Source organism: Cupriavidus sp. HE11 (assembly GCF_056097175.1).
Genome location: NZ_CP184465.1, coordinates 666,922 through 690,076 on the forward strand (window position 1 = coordinate 666,922; position 23,155 = coordinate 690,076).

The following is a 23,155-nucleotide window of genomic DNA, read 5'->3' on the forward strand; positions in this document are numbered from 1 at the left end:
AGCAATCAGGAACCCTGGATGCCGCGCTTGCGGATGAAGTCACCCCAGACCTTCGACTCCGACATCGCACGCTGCTTGATGGCATCGGCGCTGCCCACCACCGGGAACAGATACAACGATGCCAGCTTGGCCTTGATCTGCGGATCGGCCAGTGCCGCCTGCACTGCGGTGTTGAGCCGGGTCACGATCCTGGGATCAAGGCCCGCCGGGCCCACCAGTGCGTACCAGCTTGGCATCAGCGGCACATCGATGCCAGCCTCCTTGAGGGTCGGCACGTTCGGCAATTCCTTCACGCGCTGCTGCCCGACGATGGCTACCGGCACCACCGTGCCGCCCGTTACCTGCGGCAGCGCTGCGCCCAGCACGCTCACCATCGCGTCAACCTCGCCCGCCACCACGCCAGTCAACGCCGGGCCAGACCCCTTGTAGGCCACGTGGGTCATCTTCAGGCCCAGCTTGTCCGCCACCACTTCCATGGCCAGGTGCGTGGAGTTGCCCACACCGGCGCTGCTGAACGTGAGGCCGCCCGGCTTGTTCCTGGCCTTGTCGACAAAGGTCTGCACCGACGTAATGCCGCTGGCCTTGCTGGCAACGATCACGAACGGCGTGTCGACGACCGGCGAGATGAACGTGTAGTCCTTCTGCGGGTTGTACGGCAGCGACGCATACAGGTGCGGGTTGAAGCTGATCTGCGACACGCCCGTCAGCAGCACGGTGTAGCCATCCGGTGCCGCCTTGGCTACGGTGCTCATCGCCACGATGCCGTTCGCACCGGGACGGTTGTCCACGACAATCGACTGCCCCAGGTCTTGCGACAGCCTGTCACTGAGCAGCCGCGCCACCACGTCCCCGCCGGAGCCGGCCGACTGCGGCACGATCATGCGGATCGGCCGGGTCGGGTATGCATCCTGGGCCTGCACAGCGCCATGGCACAACACCGCCGAGGCGATGAACGCGGAAGCCATCAAACGTCGGTACATCAATACTCTCCAATCGAATCGAAGCCAGTCACGAAATATTCATGACGATGGTATGGATCTGCGCGACCCGCGACCAATACGGATTGTCGATACCAACATAGGCCAGGGCTATGCCCTGGGCAAACCCTGAGGCAACCGCCCATCCGTGGGGCCCATGCGCACTATTGCAATGCAGCATCACGGCGCCACGCACCGGCCTTGTGCCCGGCACGCAGGTTTTCCGGCGGATTGGCGCACAGCCGCGTGGCGGGCCATAGGGCCGACCTATGACCGGATCGGAATTTCGTCTTTCCGGAACCGGCGGGCCGCTCCGTACCATGGGGCCGTTATTCAGGCCCTTCCGCACAAGTACACCGTCATGTCCGACATCGATACCCGTGGCAACGCGTGGCTGACGCCGCCGTCCGCCTATCTGGCAAGCCGTCCGTCCACCTTCTCCGTACCAGCCCAGCCGGCCTCGTGCTATCTGCCCATGCGCGACGGCTGCCGCCTGGCCGCCGATGTGTACCTGCCGCAGCCGCTGCCGGGCACCGCCGCGCCGGAAGCCTTCCCTACGGTGGTGATCTTCACGCCGTACTACCGGCGCTTCCGCCTGTCCCGGCCGGGTGCGGAACCGAGCCCCAACGGCGCCAAGTACCGCGATGCCTTCGTGCCCAAGGGCTACGCCGTGGTCGTGGTCGATGTGCGCGGCACCGGCGCCAGCTTCGGCACGCGCGACGCGCTGCGGTCGCCCACCGAACGCGACGACTACTACGAAGTGGCCGAATGGATTGCCAGCCAGCCATGGTCGAACGGCAGGATTGGCTCCACTGGCATTTCCTATCTGGGCGCCGCGGCATGCTTCCTGGCCAGTACCGGCCATCCGGCGGTCAAGGCCATCGCACCGCTGTTCTCGGTGTCCGACATCTACAGCGAACAGCTTTACCCGGGCGGCATGCTGTCCAAGGTCTGGGTGGAAGCCTATGACGAGCTGATGCTTGCACTGGACCAGGACCGCCGCGACCTGGTAGCCGGCTTTCCCTATTTCAACGACCCGACCTTCGAAGGCCCCGAGCGCACCGACGAAGACGCCGACGGCGCACTGGTGGCCGCCGCGGTTGCCGAGCACCGCAACAATTTCACGCTGGCCGATCTGGCGCCAGAGTTCGCCTATCGCGATGGCGCCGCCTTCCATGACCCGTCGCTCGATTCCGGCAGTTGCAGCCCGTACCGGTATCTCGACGGCATCGCGCGTGACGTCGCCGTGTATTCGATCTCTGGCTGGTACGACGGCGGCGGCTACGCCAACGGCGCCATTACACGCTTCCTTTCGCTGCCGTCGCACGACAGCCGCCTGCTGCTGGGCCCCTGGGACCATGGTGCACGTACCAACGTGTCGCCCTGGCGCGACCGCGCCGCGTCCAACTTCCCGCTGCTGGGCGAAGTGCTTCGCTTCTTCGACCATCACCTGCTTGGCCTGCCCACCGGCCTGGAACGCGAAGCGCGCGTGCATTACCACAGCATCCACGACAACCAGTGGCAACCGGCCGACGCCTGGCCGCCCGCCCCGGCCAGTACCCGGCTGCACCTGACCGATGGCGGCGTGCTGTCGGCCACACCGCAGTCCGGGGCCGCCACAGCCGCCACCCAGGTCAGCTTCGACTGGAGCACCGGCCGCCAGACGCGCTACGAGCGGCTGGGGGCCGCCAACATCGAGGACTACTACGCCGACTGGGGCCGGCACGAAGCGGCACTGCCCCATTTCGACTCGGCGCCTCTGGCATCGCCGATGGCGATTGCGGGCCATGTGGTGGCGCATCTGCAGGTGGCTTCGTCGCAGCCCGACGCGGCGGTATTCGTCTACCTCTCGGAAGTGGAAGCCGATGGCACGGTGCGCTATATCACCGAGGGCATGCTGCGCGCGTCCCACCGGAAGACTGAACCCTGCCCTGCGGAGTACCGCACGACCTGGCCCTATCGCGCGCACCGCCGTGCCGATGCCGAACGGCTGACCCCGGACGAGCCCGTCGCGCTGGACTTCGCGCTGCTTCCGATGGCGTGGACACTGGCGGCAGGCAGCCGGCTGCGGGTGTCCATCGCAGGGGCCGACCGCGGCCACTTTCCGCAGGTACCCCATGGCCGCCCACCTTTGCTGACCCTGCACCTTGGCAGCGGCGGCTGCCATATCGACGTGCCCGTAGCCGCGCAGGCAAGCGGCCGCTGACGCCGGGACGATGCCTGCCCCAGCACATGAAGTGCTAGAGTGGGCATCCCGTTCCCACGTTTTCGCAGTCATGGATTTCCGGCAGCTTCGCTATTTCGCGCGCATCGTCGAACTCGAGAGCATTACCGCGGCGGCCGATGCGCTGCATATTGCCCAACCGTCGTTGAGCCAGCACGTGGTCAACCTGGAGGCCGAACTGGGCGCCAAGCTGCTGGTGCGCGGGCCATTTGGCGCGCGTCCCACCGAAACCGGCCAGATCCTGTACCGGCACGCCAAGATGGTGCTGCGCCAGATGGAAGAAGCGCATGCGGCCGTTCGGCATGGCCGCGATGTGCCGTCTGGCCATGTCCGGGTGGGCCTGCCGACCAGCACGTCGCGCGTGCTGGCCGTGCCGCTGCTGCAGTTCGTCACAAGCAACGTGCCCGACGTGACGGTCGAGATCGTGGAAGGCAGCAGCGCCGACCTGGCCGAACTCGTCACGGCGCAGAAGCTCGACCTGTGCATCGCCATGGATGCCCAGCAGCGTCCGAACATGCATCTCGTGCCGTTGCTGGACGAAGACCTGATGGCCGTGGGCCCGGCATCGGCGCAGCGCGACACGGCGCTGACGCTGGCCGAGATGGCCGCGTTGCCGCTGCTGCTGCCGAGCTTTCCCAATTCGGTACGGGTGCTGACAGACCGAGCCTTCGTGGCCGCCGGGCTCGAACTGAAGCTTGTGGCCGAGACCAGCGCGGTGTCGGTGCTGCTGTCGGCGGTCAGCGCCGGCATGGGGTGGACCATCCTGCCCTGGAGCGCGCTGGCCACCGAACCGCCGCAGGCGTTCGCGTGCGTGCCGATCTCCGATTCGTCGCTGGTGCGCCGCGTGTTCCTCTGCGTGGCAGGCGCCGCACGGCTCAGCCTGGCCTGCAAGACGGTGGAAGACGCGTTGCTGAAGCTGATCGTCGATGCCATCGCAACAGGCGCCTGGAAAGGCGTCAGCCCGCTGGGCAGCCTGACGGCTGCCGGCACGTCAGCCGCCGCCGTCGATCCGCCCGGCCTCGCTGCGAAGCAGTGAGACAAAGTCGAGCAGCATTTCGTCGGCGCCGCCGCGCCGCCACACCGCCCCCACGGGCCCAAACGACCCCACGTCGGCCAGCGGCAGGATGGAAACGAGCCCACGGCTCTGCAGGTGCGCAGCCATGGCGGCCGAACAGACGCCCACATGGTCGCTGGCGCGCACCACCGATTCCAGCACTACGATCGACCCCGTTTCGATCTTCGGCTTGATGCCGGCGCCACCGCGTTCCAGCAAGGTGTTTTCCAGCCGCACGCGCATCAGCGTGTCGCGCGGCGGCATCAGCCACGGAAAGCCGAATACGTCGGCCCAGCCGACGCTGCGTGCCGCCGCCAGCGGATGGTCCGGCCCGACCACAATCGCGATGTCGTCGGCAAACAGCACCTCGTGCTCCAGATGCTGGCCGTAGGCGCGGGCATCGATCGACCCCACCACCAGGTCGTACTCGCGCTCCTCCAGCCCGCTTAGCAGCGCGTTGAACACGCCTTCGGTCACCTGGAACGACACATCGGCATGGCGCGCCTGAAAGGCCAGCACGGCACGCGGAATCAGATGGGCGATACCCGCCGTCACACTGCCGATATGCACGCGCGCCACGTCGCCCTTTGCCAGCGACAGCAGCTCGGCGTTGGTCCGCCCTACTTCGCCCAGCACCCGTAGCGCCAACTTGCGCACGGCCTCGCCGGCCGCCGTCAGCTTCATCTGCTTGCCGCGCAGCACCAGCTTCGTGCCGACCAGGTCTTCCATCTCGCCCAGCCAGTGCGACATGGCCGACTGGGTCATGTGCAACCGCTGGGCGGCCAGCGTCAGCGTGCCTGCCTCGTGCAGGACCAGGAACGATTCAAGGTGACGCATCCGCAACCGGCGCGCCCAGGCCACGGTGTCCGGAGACTGCGACATGAACAAATACTCATACAAGGTTCGGAACATTTCATTGGCCGTTCCGCGCTTCCCGGGCGAATATTGACGCTTCTGCGGCCGCGGAACAATCCATGGAACCACTGATCAAGAAGGACACGACATGAGTAAATTCTCCATCATGGGGAAACTGCTGGCCGCGACGCTCGCAGTGGGTGCATCGGCGCCGGGCTGGGCCTGCGGCGAAGCGGGTAACACGCGGCCGATCAAGCTGGTGGTCTCGCAGCAGGCCGGCGGCAGCACCGATACGCTGGCGCGCATGTGGGCCGAAACGGCCTCGAAGGAGCTGGGCACCACCGTGCTCGTGGAAAACAAGGCGGGCGCCGGTGGCGTGATCGCGGCCAAGTACGTGCTGTCCCAACCTGCCGATGGGTGCACGCTGTTCCTGGCCGGCGTCTCGCAGATGGTGCTGAACAAGTTCGCCTACGCGCCGCTGTCATACAAGCCCGAAACCGACTTCACGCCCGTGTCGGTGCTGACCACGGTGCCGTTCGTGCTGGTTGCCAATCCGCAGACCGGATTCCGCACGCTGGCCGACCTGGTGGCTGCCGCCAGGGCCAAGCCGGGCAAGATCAATTTCGCGTCGTCGGGCAACGGCAATTCCACCCACCTGGTGGTCGAACTGTTCCAGAAGAACCAGAACATCCATATGACGCACGTGCCGTACAAGGGCGAACCCGATGGCGTGGTCGCCACCGTCGGCGGCCAGACGCAGGTCATGGCGCCGGTGCTGAGCACGGCCATGCCGCAGATTCGCGCCGGCAAGCTCGTGCCGCTGGTGCTGTTCGCGCCAAAGCGGCTGCCAGACCTGCCAGACGTGCCGACGGCATCCGAACTGGGCCTGTCGGGGCTCGATGACCTGGGTTGGATGGGCGTGGCCGCCAAGGCCGGCACGTCACCCGATGTCGTGAAACGCCTGCACGCCGCATCGCAGGTCTTCCTGGCCGACAAGGGCACGCTCGAAAAGCTCAGGACCATGCAGGTGGTGCCAATGCCCGGCCCGTCCGGCATGCTGATGCAGATGACCGTGCGCGACACCGCCAAGGTGCAGGAAGCGCTGGGCTCCGTCGACTTCCAATCCAAGTAAGGACCCTGCCATGACAAATCCTGGAATGGTGGTCTGCCCGCAGCCGGAAGCGGCCGAGTCGGGCGTCGAGATCCTGAAGGCAGGCGGCAACGCCGTGGATGCGGCCGTGGCCTGCGCGCTGGCGCAGACCGTGGTCGATCCGCTGATGTGCGGCATCGCGGGCTTTGGCACCGGTGCGGTCTACATGCGCGACGCCCGCGCGCACGAATACTTCGACTTCCACGCCACGGCACCAGCCAGCGCGCGGCCCGACATGTGGGCCGACCTGCTGGAGGGCGAGGCACGCGACGGCTTCGGCTTCTTCATCAAGGACCGCCTGAACGACATCGGCTACCAATCGATCGCCACCCCCGGCACGCTGCGCGGCCTGGAGGCGATGCACGCCGCCCACGGCCGCCTGCCATGGCGCGAGGTGGTGGCGCCGGCCATTGCCTGGGCCCGTGGCGGCTATTTCGTGCGCCCCGGCATGCACGCGTTCTGGATGGACGAAGCCACGCTCGGCCGCGCCAGCAACCGCGAGCGACTGGCCTTCAGCGAATCGGGCCGCCGTATCTACTGCCGCGAAGACGGCTTGCCGCGGCCCATCGGCGCGCCCATCGTCAACACCGACATGGCCAGTGTGCTCGACGTGATTGCCCGCGAGGGGGCCGACGCCTTCTACCGCGGGTCGATTGCCGACGCCATCGTCGCCGACATGCAGGCCAACGGCGGCCTGCTGAACCGCCAGGACCTGGCCGACTACCGCGTGATCCGCCAGAAGCCGCTGTTCGGCCGCTACCGCGACCGTCTCATCGCCACCAATCAGCCGCCCGGTGGCGGTGCGATGCTGCTGGAGATGCTGCACGCGCTGGAGCAGTTCGACCTGCGCTCGATGCCGCACAACTCGCCCGAATACCTGCGCATCGTCTGTGAAGTCATGAAACAGGCCACCGTCGACAAGGACAAGCACCTGGGCGACCCGGCCTTCGTCGACATCCCGCTGGAACGCCTGCTGTCCGCCGAGCGCGCCGCGCAGACCGCCGCAGCCGTGCGCGCGCACGAGAAAGTGTCCGTCACGCGCGTCAACCCCGGACACGCGGTGCCGCGCGATACCACGCACCTGTCGGTGGTGGATGGCGACGGCAATTGTGTGTCACTGACCCATTCGCTGGCGATGCCGTCGGGCGCCATCACACCCGGCATGGGCTTCATGTACAACGGGTGCATGGGCGTATTCGATCCCCGGCCGGGCCGGGCCGGCAGCATCGCGCCTGGCAAGCGCCGCTTCACGTCGTCGTGTCCCACCATCGTGTTTCGCGACAACCAGCCCGAAATCGTGCTCGGCGCACCGGGCGGCACACAGATCGCCATGGGCGTGCTGCAGGTGATCCTGAACGCCGTGGACCACGGCATGCCGATCCAGGATGCCGTGTCGGCTCCGCGCTTCTCGTCGACCAGCAATGCCATCGACGTCTGCAACCGCATTCCGCGCGCGGTCTGCCGGCAGCTCGAACAGCAGGGCTACGAGGTGATCCGCAATCCGTACAACTACACGATCGGATGGGTGCATGCGGTGCATATCGACGGCACAGCACTGCACGGCGGGGCCGACCCCGGGCGCGATGGTGTCGCCTACTCGACCGACTCGCTGATGTAACGGCGCCGCGCCGGCCGCGCTGGCGGCCGGTTCAGGGGCGCGTCCGGATCAGTCCCCGCGCCTTGCCAGCACTTCGTCGCGCGGCCCGGCATCGACCACCCGGCCAGCCTCGACCACGACGAGGGTGTCAAAGCGGGCCAGCAGGCTGGGCCGATGCACCGATGCGACGATGCAGGCCGACGGAAAGGCCGCGAACATGCGGTCGAACACGCGGCCTTCGGCCTGCGGATCAAGCGCGCTGGTCGGTTCGTCAAGCAGCAACAGCGAACTGCCCTGCGCGGCCAGCGCCCCCCGCGCCAGCGCCAGCCGCTGACGCTGTCCGCCGGACAGGTTGGCGCCGCGCTCGCTGAGCGGGCTCGCCAGGCCGGCGGGCATGCGCTGCAACACTTCGTCGAACACGCCCGTATGCACGGCGGCCTGCAGCGCCGCCGCATCGGCCGGCTCGCCGAAGGTCAGGTTCTCCTCCACGCTGGCTTCGAATACCTCGGCCTCCTGCGGGATCAGCGTGGCAAGCGCGCGCAGTTCGATCCAGTCCTCGGCCATGCCGTCGCGACGCAGTTCGCCATGCTGCGGGCGATAGAGGCCGGCCAGGGCGCGCAGCAGCGTGCTCTTGCCGCCGCCACTGGGGCCGATCAGCGCAATGCGTGCGCCGCGCCGCAGTTGCAGGTCGATACCGTGCAGGCCGCCGCGTGCGTCGTCGGCATAGCGCCAGGTGGCGCCGCGCAGTTCCAGCGTCTGCCACGGGGCGTCCGCCATCACGGCGGGCACGGCCGCGTCCGGATCGCCGGGCGTTGCCCAGATCGGCTCGGCGCTGCCGTAGTCCGTATGCATGCGCGCGAAACTCTGGAAATTCGACGCCATCGCGCCAACCACCGTCGCGGCCTGCTGCGCATACTGGTAGATCATGAAGACCGTACCCAGCAGCACGGCCTGGCCCGGCTGGCGCGCCTGCAGCACGTACACCACCACCAGGATCCACGTCAGTCCCATGCCAAGCAGGTCGACGGCAAACCATTTGCCTTCGTTGACCACCACCGCACGGCGCAACGGCGCCATCACGGCCGCCATGCGATGGTCGAGCAGCTTGCGCGACGCGGCCTGCAACCGCAGGCCGATCACCGTGCCCGCGTTGCCGACAAAATCCAGCAGCGCGGCGGCATAGCGGCGCTCCGCGTCATTCTCGGCACGGGCCAGCTGCATCAGCGTACGGTCGAATCGCAAGATGATCAGCGCGATGACCACATAGCCGGTGACCGCGATCACGCCGCTGGTACGCGACAGCAGCGCCAGCGCCACGATCGGCCCTACGAAGTTGAACGCGCTCTGCAAATAGCCGAACTGGTTCTGCGCGAAGTCGGACAGCGCCCGGCTGGACTGCACCACGCGGTGTTGCAACTCGCCCGAGTGCCGGCCATCTCGCCAGGCCAGCGGCGCAGACGCAATGCGCGCGTAGAGCTGGTCGGACAGCCGCTCGCGCACCCGCACGCCCACATTGCGCTCCAGCACGCGCCCCGGGCCATGCAGCAGCCACGACAACAGATAGATGCCGATCAGGTAGACGATCCATCGGCCGGCCACTTCCATCTGGCCCTGCTGCAGCGCGTTGATCGCCTGTGCGGCCAGCCACGGCATGGTCAGCCGCAGCAACTGCGCCGCCGACAACAGGCCGGCGGCACCCAGCATCTGGCCCCGCACGCCGTGCGCATGGCGCCAGAGCGCGCGGTAGAGGTCGCGTGCCGCGCTGCCAAGGCCGATAGCGGGCGGGCGGGCGGGCTGGTCTGACGAACCGGATGCGTTGGATGGATCGGGCGAGGCGGACATATCTGGCACCGTCATGAGGTCATCTCTCCTTTGCCGGGCGCGCGATCGATCGCCGGCTGACAACGGGACGCGCGAAGCTTGCTATTGTGCCAAGCCCGCCGCCCGGTGTCCGGCGTCGTTGCCGGCACGGTGCCCGCCGCGCATGGCACGCATCCTGCACACCACGACCCTGTCGGCCCGTCGGGCCCCGGACTTCGAGGAGGACACCCATGCAGCAAGGCGACGTGCAGGACCGCGAAGAAAAGATGCAGAAACTGCGTGGAAACCGGCGCTATACGTGGACACACCCGGTCTTCCTGATCGCGATGGCACTGATCCTGGTCGGCTACGCGGCCACGTTCTGGTAGCCGCAAGCGACGCCATGGCCGGCCTGGCGGGAAAATGCAGACCGTGTAAGGATTACCGGCGACCCGAAACGAAAAAAGCCGGAGACTGGCTCCGGCCTTCCTCGTGACTGCAACGTCTTCCCGGCGTCAGGCCAGCGCCGGCACCCCGCTGTGGCCGAAGCCGTGCGCTTCACTGCTGCGCGCCATGCCGCGCCGGTCAGACAGCTTGAACACGGCCACCGACGACAACAGGCTGCGGCTTTGCTCGTCAAGCGCCGTGGCTGCGGCAGCGGCCTCTTCCACCAGCGCCGCGTTCTGCTGGGTCACGTCATCGATCTGCGTCACCGCCGCGTTCACCTGCTCGATACCGCTGGTCTGCTCCGTCGACGCCGCCGAGATATCGGCCACCAGCTGCGACACCTGCCGCACGGCCTCCACGATCTGGTGCATGGTCTGCCCGGCGCTATCGACCAGCGCCGAGCCTTCCTGCACCTTGCTGACAGAGCCTTCGATCAGTTCCTTGATCTCCCTGGCGGCCGATGCACTGCGCTGCGCCAGCGAGCGCACCTCGCCGGCCACCACGGCAAAGCCGCGTCCCTGCTCGCCGGCGCGGGCAGCCTCCACGGCAGCGTTCAATGCCAGGATATTGGTCTGAAACGCAATGCCTTCGATCACGCTGATGATGTCAACGATGCGGCCCGAGCTGCTCGAGATATCCCCCATGGTGCTGACCACGTCGCCCACCACCTGGCCGCCCTTCTCGGCCAGCGACGACGCACCTTGCGCGAGCTTGTCGGCATGGCCTGCGTTGTCGGCGTTCTGCCTGACCGTGACGGCCAGTTCCTCGATGCTGGCGGCGGTCTGTTCCAGCGCCGATGCCTGCTCCTCGGTGCGCTGCGAAAGATCGACGTTTCCCTGGGCGATCTGCCCCGAAGCGGTAGCCACCGCTTCGCTGGATGCCTTGATGTGATGGACGATATCGGCCAGCGTCAGGCGCATGCGATTCATCGCGTGCAGCATGCTGGACGTATCGCCCGGCTTCAGCACGACTTCCAGCGCCAGGTTGCCTGCCGCCACCTCGCCGGCCACCTGCGCCGCGTAAGCCGGCTCGCCGCCCAGCTGGCGCACCAGGCCACGCGCCAGCGCCAGCGCCAGCGCGACGACCAGTACTACCATCGTCAGCAGCGCGCCGATCATCAGGTTACGTGCCGATGCAAACACCTGCTCCACGTGCGTGCCGCTGACTTCCGAGCCGGTCACGTTCTGCTGCACCGCCTTGTCGATACTGGCTTCCAACTGGCTGCGTACCTGGAAGGACTCGCCACGCAGCATGGCCACCGCGCCCTGGCGGTCGCCGCTGCGGGACAGCGCCAGCAGCTTGTCATGGACGGCCAGGTACTGCGTCATCAGCGCCGTCATCTCGCGATACGTGAGCCGCTCGGCCTCCGTGGCCAGCAGGCTGGCGAAGATCTTCTCGGCATCGCGGAAGGCATCAAGCTGCTTGCCCATCAGGGCCTCGTACCGGCGGAATTCCTCCTCCGAGGCAGACAGCACATGCTGCAACTCCGACGTGCGATAGGCGTTCAACTGACTCTTCATCTCAAGGGAATGGCGCACCGACGGCATCCAGTTGTCCTTGATATCGCGCGTGGCATCACCCACACGGGCGAGTTCGAACAGCGCGAAGCCGCCCATTCCACATGTCATGGCCAGCACGACCGCAAAGGCCGACATGATGCGCTGGAAGACGGTCATTCGTTGAAAAAGTTGCATTGGCGTTACCTCCCGATATCTGGATTCACTGGCTGGGCATGATGTGTGTTGTCCGCGAAATTTCCCGTTCGGGCCGTATGCTCGGCCTCTCCAGCTATCGGCTAACGGTGCGTTGTCGGGTCAACTGAACGGAATTCGAGCCCTTCCGAAGTGGGGGAGGCCGGGCACGAGACCCGCGCCACACATGGCAATGGCGCTGTCACATGCTGCAATACGGCGTAACACGGCGACATGTTTCCGCTGGCGATTTCCGGGCTGGTGCCGCCTATAGTTCGCAGCGTCGCCGCATACGGCAGTACCAGGCAGGAAGCGCCATGTTCAGCTTTGTCTATGGACCGGACAACGTCTACGCCCGTCTCGGCTTTGCCGACGCCGAAGACATTCCGCGCAAGGCCGCGATCGTGATGGAGATGGAACGTGGGCTGCGGGCGGCCCGCGTCACGCTGGCCGACGCCGCCGCGCTGCTGCGCCTGCCGCAGTCGGATCTGGCGATGATCCTGGCCGGCAAGTTCCAGCACTTTCGGCTGGACGAGCTATGCCAATGGCGTGACCGCGTGGGCAGGCTGCGCGGCAGGGCCGGCCGGCCGGCGAGCCCATGCCGACAGACGGGTCCATGCCAATAGGCAAGCCCGTACCAGACAGGCAGACCCGTAGGCGGCCCGATCCGGGCGCATGCGCCCGACACCCCCTGGCCGGCTACGCCGTTGCGCTGTTGCGCCGCTGCGCTGCGGCCACGGCGGCCGTTCGCGTTTCCACGCCAAGCTTTTCGTAGATGTGTTCCAGGTGCTTGTTGACCGTACGCGGGCTCATGCCCAGGATTTCCGCGACATCGCGGTTGGTCTTGCCGCGCGCCACCCAGGCCATGACTTCGGCCTCGCGCGCGGTGAGCGCCGGCACGGCCCCGCCGACACCCGGGGCATCGGCATCGGTACCGGTATCGCCCCCTTGCCCCGGCAACGGGGACGCGCCGATCTCGACCACCATCCAGTCCGCCGCCTCGCCGGTCAGGCGGCGCAGCGACATGGTATCCAGCGTGACATGCGCCGCAAGCCGCAGCCGCTGCAGCGCAGCGTGCAGCCCTTGCGGCAAGGCACCGCCCGCCACTGGCGCCGGCCAGCCCCGGTCGAGCCACACCTGCGTCGCGCTGGCATTGCTCCACAGCCAGCGGCCATCGGCTCCGGCCGCAAACATTGGCACCGTGCTGCCCAGCACCGCCTCGCGGGCACTGCGCGCCAGGCGCGCCTTGCTGGCATGGGACCGCACACGTGCAACCACCTCGGCAATGACCACGGGCTTGGTCACGTAGTCGCAGGCTCCCACTTCGAAGCCGCGCACGACATGCCCGGTGTCTCCCAGCCCGGTCATGAAGATGACGGGCAGGTCGGCGTGGCGGTCCATCAGCGCCTCGCAGGTGGCAAAGCCGTCCATGCCGGGCATGTCGACATCGAGCAGCACGGCATCGGGCGCGAAGTACGCCAGCGCATCGAGCGCGGCGTTGCCGCTCGATGCCGCATGCACGAGCATGGCCTCGTCGCCCAGGGCACGGGTCAGCATGCCACGTGCGTCGGCGCTGTCGTCCACCACCAGCACACGTGTCTCGATGGCGCCAGACAGGCGCCGGGTATCAGGATCGGGTTGCATGAAGCGCCTCGCCAAGTGAAGCGGTCAGGGCCGCAGCGTCGGTTTGTGCCAGCACCAGCATCTGGCGCGCCCAGGCCGCAACGGCGCCGCCGCCCTGCGCCAGTTCCGACAATTGTGCTTCGGCAGCGCGCAGTCGGCCGGTCGCACCCATCGCCAGCAGCTCGCGCAACGTCTCGTCGTCGGGCTGCGCCGGTTGCTGCGGTGGCTGCGGGGCAGGCGCCAGCGACAGCGCCCGATGAACCATATCGATCAGTTCCGCCTCGCGCACGGGCTTGCTGACAAAGCCGAGGTAGCCGTGCAACTGGCGGGCCTCCTCGGTGTTCTCATGCGCATTGGCGGACACGATCACCACCTGCGGCGCTGGCTGCTCGTTGCGGATCTGGCGACACAGGTCCCAGCCCGAGGCATCGGGCAGGTTCAGGTCCAGCAGCACCAGTTGCGGCCGCCAGTCACGCAGCTCGGGCACCACCTGCGCGCCCTCGCCCACCTCGTGCACGGCCAGGTCGAGCGGCGCCAGGAAGCCGCGCAGCACAGCCCGATGCGCCGCCCTGTCGTCGACGATCAGCACGCGCGCATCGGCCGGCAGCGGCCTGGCCGGCACTGTCTTGCGCGGTGCAACCACGGCCGAGACCGCCGGCAGATAGAGCCGCACCAGAAATTCGCTGCCTTCGCCGGGCGCGCTGCGCACCACGATGTCGCCGCCCATCAGTTCTGCCAGCAGCCGGACGATGGCCAGCCCCAGACCGATGCCTTCGCGGTCGTCGTGCGGCGTGACGCGCTCGAACGGATCGAAGATGCGCGCCTGGTCTTCGGCGGGAATACCGGGGCCGGTATCGCTCACGCTGATCGTGGCAAGCTCGCGCTGATGCCGTACGGTCAGCGTGACGGAACCATGATCGGTGAACTTGATCGCGTTGCTGACCAGGTTGATGACAATCTGCCGCAGCCGCTTGGAATCGCCATGCACGTGCAGCGGCAGCCGGCCCGTCACGCGATAGTGGAAGGCCAGCCCGCGCGCCGCGGCCAGGGGCCGGAACATCCGGACCAGATCGTCGAACAGGGATTCCAGCGACACGGCTTCCTGTTCGAGCCGCAGCTTGCCGGCCTCGATGCGCGACAGCTCAAGCAAGCCGTCCACCAGGCTCGACAGGTGCTCGCCGGCGCGCCCGATCGTGCGCACGTCCTCGCGGCAGGCAATTGGCAGCGCCGACGCGCGCAGCAGCAACTGCGAGTAACCGAGAATCGAATTCAGGCCGGCGCGCATCTCGTGGCTCATGCCGGTGATAAAGCGGCTCTTGGCGACGTTGGCCTTCTCCGCCACATCCTTGGCGTGCTGCAGCAGCGCATCGGTCTGGCGGTGCGCGTCGATTTCCTTTTGCAGCAGCACGTTCTGGCGTTCGGACTCTTCCTGCGCCACCGTGCGGCTTTCGTTGACGAGCACCAGCCACCATGCCGCCACGGCCGAGAACAGCGTCAGCCCCGCGCCGATCTTCAGGAACAACGCGCCGCCGGGCGCCCCGGCCGGTGCCAGCACGCCCGATAGACGCTCCTGCGTATAGAGCAGCCAGAGCAGCGTGCCAAACGCGAACACCATGCCGGCCAGCATCAGCACGAACTGGCCGATGCGCCGCGCGGCCACCGGCGGGGTGCCCGCCGGCAGCACCCGGGCAAGCGCGGTGGCAATCTGCTCCGGCGCGCTGGCGCCCGGCTTGCAGCGGTCTCCGCAGCGCGCATCGAGCGTGCAGCACAGCGAACAGATCGGTCCTCGATATGCGGGGCAGCCGGCCATGTCCTCGCGTTCGAACGGATTGCGGCAGATGGTGCAACGGATCACCGCATGCCGGGCGCCAAAGTCCACCGGCGTGCGCGCCATGAAATAGCGGCTCTGCGTCACCAGCGCGATCAGCGGCGGCAATACCGTCGCCAGCGCCAGCGATACGCCGATCGATGCGGGCCGCAGCGCTTCGCCGAAGACGCCCAGATGCATCAGCAGCGACAGCGCCGAGGCCAGCGCCATGCTGCCGAAGCCGGCGGGATTGATATCGAACAGGTAGGCGCGTCGGAATTCGACATGGCGCGGCGAGAGCCCCAATGGCTTGCTGATGACCAGGTCGCCGAAGATCGCGCCCACCCACGCTACGGCCAGGTGCGCGTAGAGGGCCAGCACCTGCTCCATCGCTTCGAACACCCCCATCGCCATCAGCATCACGGCAATCAGCACATTGAATGCCAGCCAGACCACGCGTCCCGGGTGGCTGTGCGTGAGCCGCGCGAACACATTGGACCAGGCCAGCGACCCGGCGTACGCATTGGTGATGTTGATCTTGGTCTGCGATACCAGCACCAGCAGCCCGGTCAGCACCACCGGCGCCCACGTCGGCCACCCATCGCCAAGTCCGCGCGCAAAGCCGGCCAGGTACATCTGCGTGGGCTCCAGCGCATGGGCGATCGGCAGCTCCGCCTGCAACACGATGAATGCCAGGAAGGCGCCGCCCACCATCTTGGCGGCACCCAGCACGATCCAGCCTGGCCCGGCGGCGATCAGCGCCGTCCACCAGCGAACGCGATTGGTCCGCGTCAGCGGCGGCATGAAACGCAGGAAGTCGACCTGCTCGGCAATCTGGCCAATCAGCGCCGCGGCCACGGTAGCCGCGGCCCCGAACGCGTGCCAGGAAAACCCATCGCCATCGGCCAGCCGGCCGTTCAGCGACAGGAACGCTGTGTAGTGCTGCGGCTCGCGCCACAGGATCAGCGCGTAGGGCAGCGCCAGCAACACCAGCCAGAGCGGCTGCGTCCACAACTGGATGCGCGACAGCAGCGTGACGCCATGCGTGACCAGCGGGATGACGATGATCGACGACAGCAGGTAGCCAATCCATCGCGGCATGCCGAACAGCAACTCGAACGCCTGCGCCATGATGGCCGCTTCGAGCGCAAAGAAGATGAACGTAAAGCTGGCGTAGATCAGCGACGTGATGGTCGATCCCAGGTAGCCGAACCCGGCGCCCCGCGCAAGCAGGTCCATGTCCAGGCCGTCGCGCGCCGCATGGTAGGAGATCGGCAGGCCGGTCAGGAAGATGACCAGGCTGACCACGCCAATCGCCCACATCGCATTGGTGAAGCCGTAGCTGAGCGTGATGGCCGCCCCGATCGCCTCCAGCGCCAGGAAGGCCACTGCACCAAAAGCGGTATTGGCGACCCGGAACGCGCTCCATTTTCGGAACGACCGTGGTGCATAGCGCAGGGCGTAGTCCTCGAGCGTCTCGTCGGCAACCCAGCGGTTGTAATCGCGCCGGATCTTGCTGATGCGCTGCACGGGCTGGGTGGCACTCGACATATTGTGGATGCGGGCAAGGTCGAACCGCCTTGCGAATGCAAGAGGCGTGCCGTGCCTGCCGCCGCCGCATGGCAGCCACGGCTGTACGTTGAATGACGTATTCCGCCGTGCGCATGCCCCCCGCATGATCCGCCCAACGCAGCATCCACCCCCAACTTGCCTCCCAGGAGCGTTGAACATGCGTGACAAGAACGAAAACGGGTCGTCTCCGGCGGTATCGTCCGAAGATCGTGCGGTATCGCTGAACCGGCGCCGGCTGATGCAAGGGCTGGCCGCCCTGCCCGCGTTGCCGCTGGCCGGCATGGCGGCCCAGGCACACGGCGCCAACCTGCCCACGTCGGCCATCAACACGACAAAACTGGCAGTGACCGACACCGAAGTCACGGTCGGCCAGCTCCACTCGGCCACGGGCACCATGGCGATCTCGGAGACCGGTTCGATCCAGGCCGAGCAACTGGCCATCGACCAGATCAACGCGGCCGGCGGCATCCTGGGGCGCAAGATCAAGGTCATCAAGGAAGACGGCGCCTCGGACTGGCCCACGTTCGCCGAGAAGTCGAAGAAGCTGCTCGTCAACGACCGCGTCGCGGCCGTGTTCGGCTGCTGGACGTCGGCCTCGCGCAAGGCCGTGCTGCCGGTCTTCGAAAAGGAAAACGGCCTGCTGTACTACCCCACCTTCTATGAAGGGCTGGAGCAGTCGAAGAACGTGATCTACACCGGCCAGGAAGCCACGCAGCAGATCATCTGGGGTCTGGACTGGGCCGCCAAGCAGAAGAACGCCAAGAGCTTCTTCCTGATCGGTTCGGATTACATCTGGCCACGTACGTCGAACAAGATCGCGCGCAAGCACATCGAGAACTTCCAGAAGCTCAAGGTGGTGGGCGAGGAGTATTACCCGCTGGGCCACACCAACTTCAATTCGTTGATCAACAAGATCAAGGTAGCCAAGCCCGACTGCATCTACGCCATCGTCGTGGGTGGTTCGAACGTGGCCTTCTACAAGCAGTTCAAGGCGGCGGGCATCACGGCGGACAAGCAGTTCCTGCTGACCATTTCCGTGACCGAGGACGAGGTGCTGGGCATCGGCGGCGAGAACATTGCCGGCTTCTATGCCGCGATGAAGTACTTCCAGTCGCTGGACAACCCCAACAACAAGCAGTTCGTGGACGCCTTCAAGGCAAAGTTCGGCGCCAAGTCCGTGATTGGCGATGTCACGCAGGCCGCCTACCTGGGCCCTTGGCTGTGGAAGGCCGCGGTGGAAAAGGCCGGCAGCTTCGATATCGACAAGGTGGTGGCGGCGTCTCCGGGCATCGAACTGAAGAGCGCACCCGAAGGGTATGTGAAGGTCGATCCGAACCACCACCTCTGGAGCAAGACCCGCGTGGGCCTGGCGCAGCTGGATGGCCAGTTCAAGGTGGTGGCCGAATCGCCGCAGCTGATTCCGCCGAACCCGTTCCCCAAGGGTTACCAGTAAACGCCAACGCGGGAGCACGGTCATGAATCTCTCCGACATGCTGAACATCGGCCTGATGCAGGGCTTTGCGGGCCTGAGCCTGTTCTCGGTGCTGCTGCTGATGGCGCTGGGCCTGGCCATCATCTTCGGGCAGATGGGCGTCATCAACATGGCCCATGGCGAGTTCATGACCATCGGCGCCTACACCATCTACCTGGCGTCGACCACCGTGGAACGGCTGGCGCCTTCGTGGATGGCCTGGTACTTCCCGGTGGCGATCTGCGCGGCCTTCTGCATTGCCTTCGCGGCAGGCTGGCTGGCCGAATGGGCGCTGATCCGGCACCTGTACAAGCGCCCGCTCGATACCCTGCTGGCTACCTGGGGCCTGTCGCTGGGCATGCAGCAGATGTTCCGTTCGACCTTCGGCCCCAAGGAGGTCAGCCCGACGCTGCCCGACTGGCTGATGGGCTCGTGGGCCCCCGCGCCAGGGCTCGATATCCCGATCAACGGCCTGTTCGTGATGGCACTGACCCTGGGCGTGACGGGCCTGGTGTGGCTGGCGCTGTACCGCTCCCGCTGGGGCCTGCGCGTGCGCGCCACCACGGCCAACCGGGCCATGGCAAACGCCGCCGGCATCAACACGAAACGCACCGACCGCCTGACGTTCGCCATCGGCTGCGGCATTGCCGGCGTGGCGGGCGCGGCGTTCACGACGATCGGCTCCACCGGACCCACCAGCGGCGCGCTCTACATCGTCGATTCCTTCCTGGTGGTGACGTTTGGCGGCGCGGCCAGCCTGGCCGGCACGGTGGCCTCGGCCTTCGGTATTGCCCAGACGCAATCGATCACCGAGTTCTTCATGACGGGGTCGATGGCGCGCGTGCTGACGCTGCTGCTGATCGTGTCGATCCTGATGATTCGCCCGCAGGGCCTGTTCGCCCCGGCCGTACGGCGCTGACCCAGAACCTATCTGCTCACGGAGTTGGATGATGTCTCCCACCAAATCGCTGCCGCTGCGGCAACGGCTACGCGCCTTCAGCGGCGAATGGATCGGCTACGCGCTGCTGGCGCTGGTCCTGGTCGTGGTCCTGCCGCTGGCGCTCGACGTATTTCGCCTGAACCTGGTCGGCAAGTACCTGAGCTATGCATTCGTAGCCGTGGGCCTGGTCATGCTGTGGGGCTACGGCGGTGTGCTGAGCCTGGGCCAGGGCGTGTTCTTCGGCCTCGGCGGCTATGCCATGGCGATGTTCCTGAAGCTGGAGGCATCGGACGCCAGGAGCACGGCCATCCAGTCCACCCCGGGCATTCCTGACTTCATGGACTGGAACCAGCTCACGGCACTGCCCTGGTGGTGGGAGCCGTTCCGGCATCTGCCGTTCGCGCTGGTGGGCGTGATCGCGGTGCCCGTGCTGCTCGCCTTCGTGGTCAGCTTCGCCATGTTCCGGCGCCGCGTCGGCGGCGTGTACTTCGCCATCATCACGCAGGCCGTGGCGCTGATCCTGTCGGTGCTGATCATCGGTCAGCAAGGCTACACCGGCGGCGTCAACGGCATCACCGATCTCAAGACGATGCTCGGCTGGGACATCCGCACCGATAGCGCGAAACTGGTCCTGTATTTCGCCAACGTCGCCCTGCTCTTCGCCATGATGCTGCTATGCCGCTGGATCCAGCACACCAAGCTCGGCGTACTGCTGCTGGCCATGCGCGACAAGGAAGACCGCGTGCGGTTCTCTGGCTACGACGTCTCGATGTTCAAGGTCTTCGTGTTCTGCCTGGCCGCCGCGCTGGCGGCCATCGGTGGCGCCATGTTCACGCTGCAGGTGGGCTTCATGTCGCCGTCGTTCGTCGGCATCGTGCCTTCCATCGAAATGGTGATTTTCGCGGCGGTAGGCGGACGCATGAGCCTGGTGGGTGCCGTCTGGGGCACGCTGCTCGTCAATGCCGGCAAGACCTATTTCTCGGAGAGTTTTCCGGACCTCTGGCTATTCCTGATGGCTGCGCTGTTCATCGGCGTGGTGGTGGCGTTCCCCGATGGCCTGGCCGGGCTCTACCGCAAGTATGTGAGCCGCCGGCGGCGCACCGGCGAACCGACCGAGCCTGCCGAGGGCATGCCGGCCACCACGGCCTGAGCGGGAGCGATCATGAGCAATACCGATTTCATGCTGGCGGTGGAAGACCTGTCCGTGTCGTTCGACGGCTTCAAGGCCATCGACAACCTCACGCTGTATGTGGACCGCGACGAACTGCGCGTCATCATCGGCCCGAACGGCGCTGGCAAGACCACGCTGCTGGACCTGGTGTGCGGCAAGACCCGCGCCAGCAGCGGCAGCATCAAGTTCGCGAATCGCGAGATGACCGGGCTGTCGGAGTACGCGATCGTGCGCGCCGGCGTGGGCCGAAAGTTCCAGACGCCCTCGATCTACGAGAACCTGACCGTGTTCCAGAACCTGGCGGTGTCCTTTCCGCGCGGACGCGGCGTATTCGGCGCCCTGGCCTTCCGCACGACCGACGATGTGCGCCAGCGCGTGGCCGATGTGGCCGCGGAAATCGGCCTGGCCGACGCGCTGGAGCGCGAGGCCGCGCAGTTGTCGCACGGGCAGAAGCAATGGCTGGAGATCGGCATGCTGCTGATGCAGGAGCCGCAGTTGCTGATGCTGGACGAGCCGATCGCCGGCATGAGCGTGCGCGAGCGCGAGCTGACCGCCGAGCTGCTCAAGCGCATCAGCAAGGGCCGCGCGGTGATCGTGATCGAGCACGACATGGATTTCGTGCAGCAGATCGCGGACAAGGTCACCGTGATGCACCAGGGCAGGATCCTGGCCGAAGGATCGATGACGCAGGTGCAGAACGACCCGCGCGTCATCGACGTCTACCTGGGCCACTAGGCCCGCAAGCCACCGGAGAAGGAGAACATCCGCATGCTGACCGTCGATAACGTGGTGGTGAACTACGGCCAGAGCGAGGCGCTGCACGGCGTGTCGTTCGCGGCAGCACAGGGCGAGACCGTCGCCATCATGGGCCGCAACGGCATGGGCAAGACCACGCTGTTCAAGGCCATGATCGGCATGCTGCCGCTGCGCGCCGGCCAGGTGTGCGTGAACGGGCACGACGTCTCGCGCGACGAAAGCTATCGTCGCGTGCGCGCCGGCATCGGCTATGTACCGCAGGGGCGCATGATCTTCTCGCACCTGACGGTCGAGGAGAACATCCTGACCGGCATGGAACAGGGCAGCACCCGCCGCATTCCCGACGAGATCTTTGCCATGTTCCCGGTGCTGTTCGACATGCGGCGCCGCAAGGGCGGCAACCTGTCCGGCGGACAGCAGCAGCAACTGGCAATTGCCCGCGCGCTGGTGTCCAACCCGAAGGTACTGCTGCTCGACGAGCCCACCGAAGGTATCCAGCCGTCGATCATCAAGGACATCGCGCGCGCGCTCAACGAGATCCGGCGCACCCGCGACATCACCATCGTATTTTCCGAGCAGGTGCTGAGCTTTGCGCTGGATGTGGCAGACCGCCTGTTCGTCATCGAGGGCGGACGCTTTGTCCACGAGACCCAGCGCAATGGCACCGATGTGGCGCACATCCGCGAGTACCTGTCCGTCTAGTCCGCCCCCAGTTTCCAACCCTTCGTCCATCCCTTCATCCATCCCTGCACGCACCCAGGAGGCAAGCGCATGACCGATACCCTGATCAAGGTCGATCTGGCCCAATCGCCGTACGAGAATCCCGATGTCCATAACCGCTGGCACCCCGACATTCCCATGGCCTGCTGGGTCAAGCCGGGCGACGACTTCATTCTGGAAACCTACGACTGGACCGGCGGCTTTATCAAGAACAACGATTCCGCCGACGATGTGCGCGACATCGACCTGTCCATCGTCCACTTCCTGTCCGGCCCGGTTGGCGTCGAAGGCGCCGAACCGGGCGACCTGCTGGTGGTGGACCTGCTCGACATCGGCGCCAAGGCCGACAGCCAGTGGGGCTTCAACGGCTTCTTCTCGAAGCAGAATGGCGGCGGCTTCCTGACCGATCATTTCCCGCAGGCCCAGAAGTCGATCTGGGACTTCCACGGCATGTTCACGTCGTCGCGCCATATTCCGGGCGTGAACTTCGCGGGGCTGATCCACCCGGGGCTGATCGGCTGCCTGCCGGACCCGGCCATGCTTGACACATGGAACCAGCGCGAGGCCGACCTGCTGGCCACCGACCCCAACCGTGTTCCCGCGCTTGCCAATCCGCCGTTTGCCGCCACCGCGCACATGGGCCGGCTCCAGGGCGATGCCCGCAACCAGGCCGCAGCCACGGGCGCCCGCACCGTGCCACCGCGCGAGCACGGCGGCAACTGCGACATCAAGGACCTGTCGCGCGGCGCCAAGGTCTACTTCCCGGTCTATGTCGATGGTGCCGGCCTGTCCGTCGGCGACCTGCATTTCTCGCAGGGCGATGGCGAAATCACGTTCTGCGGCGCCATCGAGATGGCCGGCTGGGTCCATATGCGCGTCACGCTGATCAAGGACGGCATGGCCAAGTACGGCGTTCGCAATCCGATTTTCAAGCCCAGCCCCATTACGCCCAGCTACAACGACTACCTGATCTTCGAAGGCATCTCGGTCGATGAATCGGGCAAGCAGCACTACCTGGACGTCAACGTTGCCTATCGTCAGGCCTGCCTGAATGCCATCGAGTACCTGACGAAGTTCGGGTACTCGCGCGCGCAGGCCTATTCGATCCTCGGAACGGCGCCCGTGCAGGGGCATATCAGCGGCGTGGTGGATGTGCCCAATGCCTGCGCCACGCTGTGGCTGCCAACGCAGATCTTCGACTTCGACATCCGTCCCAGCGCGAGCGGGCCCACCCGGATGATCCAGGGCGGCGTGGACTTGCCGCTGTCGCCGGACCTGATCTGAGCCTGCCCACCCCGCC

The 23,155-nt window shown here is 66.5% G+C and carries 18 protein-coding genes; 12 read left to right on the forward strand and 6 right to left on the reverse strand.

Annotated elements, in window-relative coordinates; genetic code table 11:
- Nucleotides 1-5: 5 nt before the first annotated feature.
- Nucleotides 6-980 (reverse strand): Bug family tripartite tricarboxylate transporter substrate binding protein, encoded by a 975-nt coding sequence (locus ACOABP_RS20460; protein WP_474229871.1) that lies wholly within the window; start codon nucleotides 978-980, stop codon nucleotides 6-8.
- Nucleotides 981-1,338: 358 nt separating this feature from the next.
- On the opposite strand from ACOABP_RS20460, the gene ACOABP_RS20465 reads away from it, so the two are divergent.
- On the forward strand, nucleotides 1,339-3,183 hold the full coding sequence (locus ACOABP_RS20465; protein ID WP_474229872.1) for a CocE/NonD family hydrolase: 1,845 nt from the start codon (nucleotides 1,339-1,341) through the stop codon (nucleotides 3,181-3,183).
- Between the two features lie 70 nt (nucleotides 3,184-3,253).
- A complete protein-coding gene (locus tag ACOABP_RS20470; protein WP_474229874.1) occupies nucleotides 3,254-4,237 on the forward strand; it encodes a LysR substrate-binding domain-containing protein in 984 nt (327 codons plus the stop codon).
- Here ACOABP_RS20470 and ACOABP_RS20475 read toward each other — a convergent pair.
- Entirely contained in the window at nucleotides 4,193-5,137 is a 945-nt protein-coding gene (locus ACOABP_RS20475; RefSeq protein WP_474229876.1) for a LysR family transcriptional regulator, read from the reverse strand. The genes ACOABP_RS20470 and ACOABP_RS20475 overlap by 45 nt on opposite strands.
- 121 nt (nucleotides 5,138-5,258) lie before the next feature.
- Between ACOABP_RS20475 and ACOABP_RS20480 the strand changes: the two genes are divergently transcribed.
- Complete coding sequence (locus ACOABP_RS20480; RefSeq protein ID WP_474229878.1) at nucleotides 5,259-6,242, forward strand: Bug family tripartite tricarboxylate transporter substrate binding protein; 984 nt, start codon at nucleotides 5,259-5,261, stop codon at nucleotides 6,240-6,242.
- 10 nt (nucleotides 6,243-6,252) lie between these two features.
- Complete coding sequence (gene ggt / locus ACOABP_RS20485; RefSeq protein WP_474229880.1) at nucleotides 6,253-7,878, forward strand: gamma-glutamyltransferase; 1,626 nt, start codon at nucleotides 6,253-6,255, stop codon at nucleotides 7,876-7,878.
- Between the two features lie 48 nt (nucleotides 7,879-7,926).
- Here ggt and ACOABP_RS20490 read toward each other — a convergent pair whose 3' ends face one another.
- On the reverse strand, nucleotides 7,927-9,714 hold the full coding sequence (locus ACOABP_RS20490; protein ID WP_474229882.1) for an ATP-binding cassette domain-containing protein: 1,788 nt from the start codon (nucleotides 9,712-9,714) through the stop codon (nucleotides 7,927-7,929).
- Nucleotides 9,715-9,908: 194 nt separating this feature from the next.
- Here ACOABP_RS20490 and ACOABP_RS20495 point away from each other — a divergent pair, with 194 nt between their 5' ends.
- Nucleotides 9,909-10,046: a hypothetical protein gene (locus tag ACOABP_RS20495; protein ID WP_474229883.1), complete on the forward strand. Its 138-nt coding sequence runs from the start codon at nucleotides 9,909-9,911 to the stop codon at nucleotides 10,044-10,046.
- 126 nt (nucleotides 10,047-10,172) lie between these two features.
- On the opposite strand, the gene ACOABP_RS20500 is transcribed toward ACOABP_RS20495, so the two are convergent.
- Nucleotides 10,173-11,798, reverse strand: a complete 1,626-nt coding sequence (locus ACOABP_RS20500) for a methyl-accepting chemotaxis protein (protein ID WP_474229885.1) — start codon at nucleotides 11,796-11,798, stop codon at nucleotides 10,173-10,175.
- Nucleotides 11,799-12,112: 314 nt separating this feature from the next.
- On the opposite strand from ACOABP_RS20500, the gene ACOABP_RS20505 reads away from it, so the two are divergent.
- The gene (locus tag ACOABP_RS20505; protein WP_474229886.1) at nucleotides 12,113-12,421 is read left to right on the forward strand and encodes an XRE family transcriptional regulator; all 309 of its coding nucleotides are present in this window, start codon (nucleotides 12,113-12,115) and stop codon (nucleotides 12,419-12,421) included.
- A 73-nt stretch (nucleotides 12,422-12,494) separates the two neighbouring features.
- Here ACOABP_RS20505 and ACOABP_RS20510 read toward each other — a convergent pair whose 3' ends face one another.
- Nucleotides 12,495-13,439 (reverse strand): response regulator, encoded by a 945-nt coding sequence (locus ACOABP_RS20510; RefSeq protein WP_474229888.1) that lies wholly within the window; start codon nucleotides 13,437-13,439, stop codon nucleotides 12,495-12,497.
- Nucleotides 13,423-16,776 carry a hybrid sensor histidine kinase/response regulator gene (locus ACOABP_RS20515; protein WP_474229890.1) on the reverse strand — a complete coding sequence of 1,118 codons (3,354 nt, stop codon included), beginning with the start codon at nucleotides 16,774-16,776 and terminating at the stop codon, nucleotides 13,423-13,425. Before ACOABP_RS20515 ends, ACOABP_RS20510 begins: the two co-directional genes overlap by 17 nt.
- 178 nt (nucleotides 16,777-16,954) lie before the next feature.
- Here ACOABP_RS20515 and urtA point away from each other — a divergent pair, with 178 nt between their 5' ends.
- The 6 genes from urtA to fmdA all read left to right on the forward strand — a co-directional run bounded on the left by urtA (nucleotide 16,955) and on the right by fmdA (nucleotide 23,139).
- Complete coding sequence (urtA, locus tag ACOABP_RS20520) at nucleotides 16,955-18,250, forward strand: urea ABC transporter substrate-binding protein (protein WP_474229891.1); 1,296 nt, start codon at nucleotides 16,955-16,957, stop codon at nucleotides 18,248-18,250.
- A 22-nt stretch (nucleotides 18,251-18,272) separates the two neighbouring features.
- Nucleotides 18,273-19,187, forward strand: a complete 915-nt coding sequence (gene urtB / locus ACOABP_RS20525) for an urea ABC transporter permease subunit UrtB (protein ID WP_474229893.1) — start codon at nucleotides 18,273-18,275, stop codon at nucleotides 19,185-19,187.
- Between the two features lie 31 nt (nucleotides 19,188-19,218).
- On the forward strand, nucleotides 19,219-20,358 hold the full coding sequence (urtC, locus tag ACOABP_RS20530; RefSeq protein WP_474230466.1) for an urea ABC transporter permease subunit UrtC: 1,140 nt from the start codon (nucleotides 19,219-19,221) through the stop codon (nucleotides 20,356-20,358).
- A 12-nt stretch (nucleotides 20,359-20,370) separates the two neighbouring features.
- A complete protein-coding gene (gene urtD / locus ACOABP_RS20535) occupies nucleotides 20,371-21,114 on the forward strand; it encodes an urea ABC transporter ATP-binding protein UrtD (RefSeq protein WP_474229895.1) in 744 nt (247 codons plus the stop codon).
- Nucleotides 21,115-21,147: 33 nt separating this feature from the next.
- Nucleotides 21,148-21,837 carry an urea ABC transporter ATP-binding subunit UrtE gene (gene urtE, locus ACOABP_RS20540; protein WP_066736293.1) on the forward strand — a complete coding sequence of 230 codons (690 nt, stop codon included), beginning with the start codon at nucleotides 21,148-21,150 and terminating at the stop codon, nucleotides 21,835-21,837.
- Between the two features lie 69 nt (nucleotides 21,838-21,906).
- Entirely contained in the window at nucleotides 21,907-23,139 is a 1,233-nt protein-coding gene (fmdA, locus tag ACOABP_RS20545; protein ID WP_066737178.1) for a formamidase, read from the forward strand.
- The last annotated feature ends 16 nt before the right edge of the window (nucleotides 23,140-23,155 follow it).

Coding starts and splice junctions, on each gene's coding strand:
- ACOABP_RS20515 (WP_474229890.1), bottom strand. CDS start 16,776: ATGTCGAGTGCCACCCAGCCCGTGCAGCGCATCAGCAAGATCCGGCGC.
- urtD (WP_474229895.1), top strand. CDS start 20,371: ATGAGCAATACCGATTTCATGCTGGCGGTGGAAGACCTGTCCGTGTCG.
- ACOABP_RS20505 (WP_474229886.1), top strand. CDS start 12,113: ATGTTCAGCTTTGTCTATGGACCGGACAACGTCTACGCCCGTCTCGGC.
- ACOABP_RS20460 (WP_474229871.1), bottom strand. CDS start 980: ATGTACCGACGTTTGATGGCTTCCGCGTTCATCGCCTCGGCGGTGTTG.
- fmdA (WP_066737178.1), top strand. CDS start 21,907: ATGACCGATACCCTGATCAAGGTCGATCTGGCCCAATCGCCGTACGAG.
- ACOABP_RS20465 (WP_474229872.1), top strand. CDS start 1,339: ATGTCCGACATCGATACCCGTGGCAACGCGTGGCTGACGCCGCCGTCC.
- urtE (WP_066736293.1), top strand. CDS start 21,148: ATGCTGACCGTCGATAACGTGGTGGTGAACTACGGCCAGAGCGAGGCG.
- ACOABP_RS20500 (WP_474229885.1), bottom strand. CDS start 11,798: ATGCAACTTTTTCAACGAATGACCGTCTTCCAGCGCATCATGTCGGCC.
- ACOABP_RS20510 (WP_474229888.1), bottom strand. CDS start 13,439: ATGCAACCCGATCCTGATACCCGGCGCCTGTCTGGCGCCATCGAGACA.
- ACOABP_RS20490 (WP_474229882.1), bottom strand. CDS start 9,714: ATGACGGTGCCAGATATGTCCGCCTCGCCCGATCCATCCAACGCATCC.
- ACOABP_RS20495 (WP_474229883.1), top strand. CDS start 9,909: ATGCAGCAAGGCGACGTGCAGGACCGCGAAGAAAAGATGCAGAAACTG.
- ACOABP_RS20475 (WP_474229876.1), bottom strand. CDS start 5,137: ATGTCGCAGTCTCCGGACACCGTGGCCTGGGCGCGCCGGTTGCGGATG.
- urtB (WP_474229893.1), top strand. CDS start 18,273: ATGAATCTCTCCGACATGCTGAACATCGGCCTGATGCAGGGCTTTGCG.
- ACOABP_RS20480 (WP_474229878.1), top strand. CDS start 5,259: ATGAGTAAATTCTCCATCATGGGGAAACTGCTGGCCGCGACGCTCGCA.
- ACOABP_RS20470 (WP_474229874.1), top strand. CDS start 3,254: ATGGATTTCCGGCAGCTTCGCTATTTCGCGCGCATCGTCGAACTCGAG.
- urtA (WP_474229891.1), top strand. CDS start 16,955: ATGCGTGACAAGAACGAAAACGGGTCGTCTCCGGCGGTATCGTCCGAA.
- urtC (WP_474230466.1), top strand. CDS start 19,219: ATGTCTCCCACCAAATCGCTGCCGCTGCGGCAACGGCTACGCGCCTTC.
- ggt (WP_474229880.1), top strand. CDS start 6,253: ATGACAAATCCTGGAATGGTGGTCTGCCCGCAGCCGGAAGCGGCCGAG.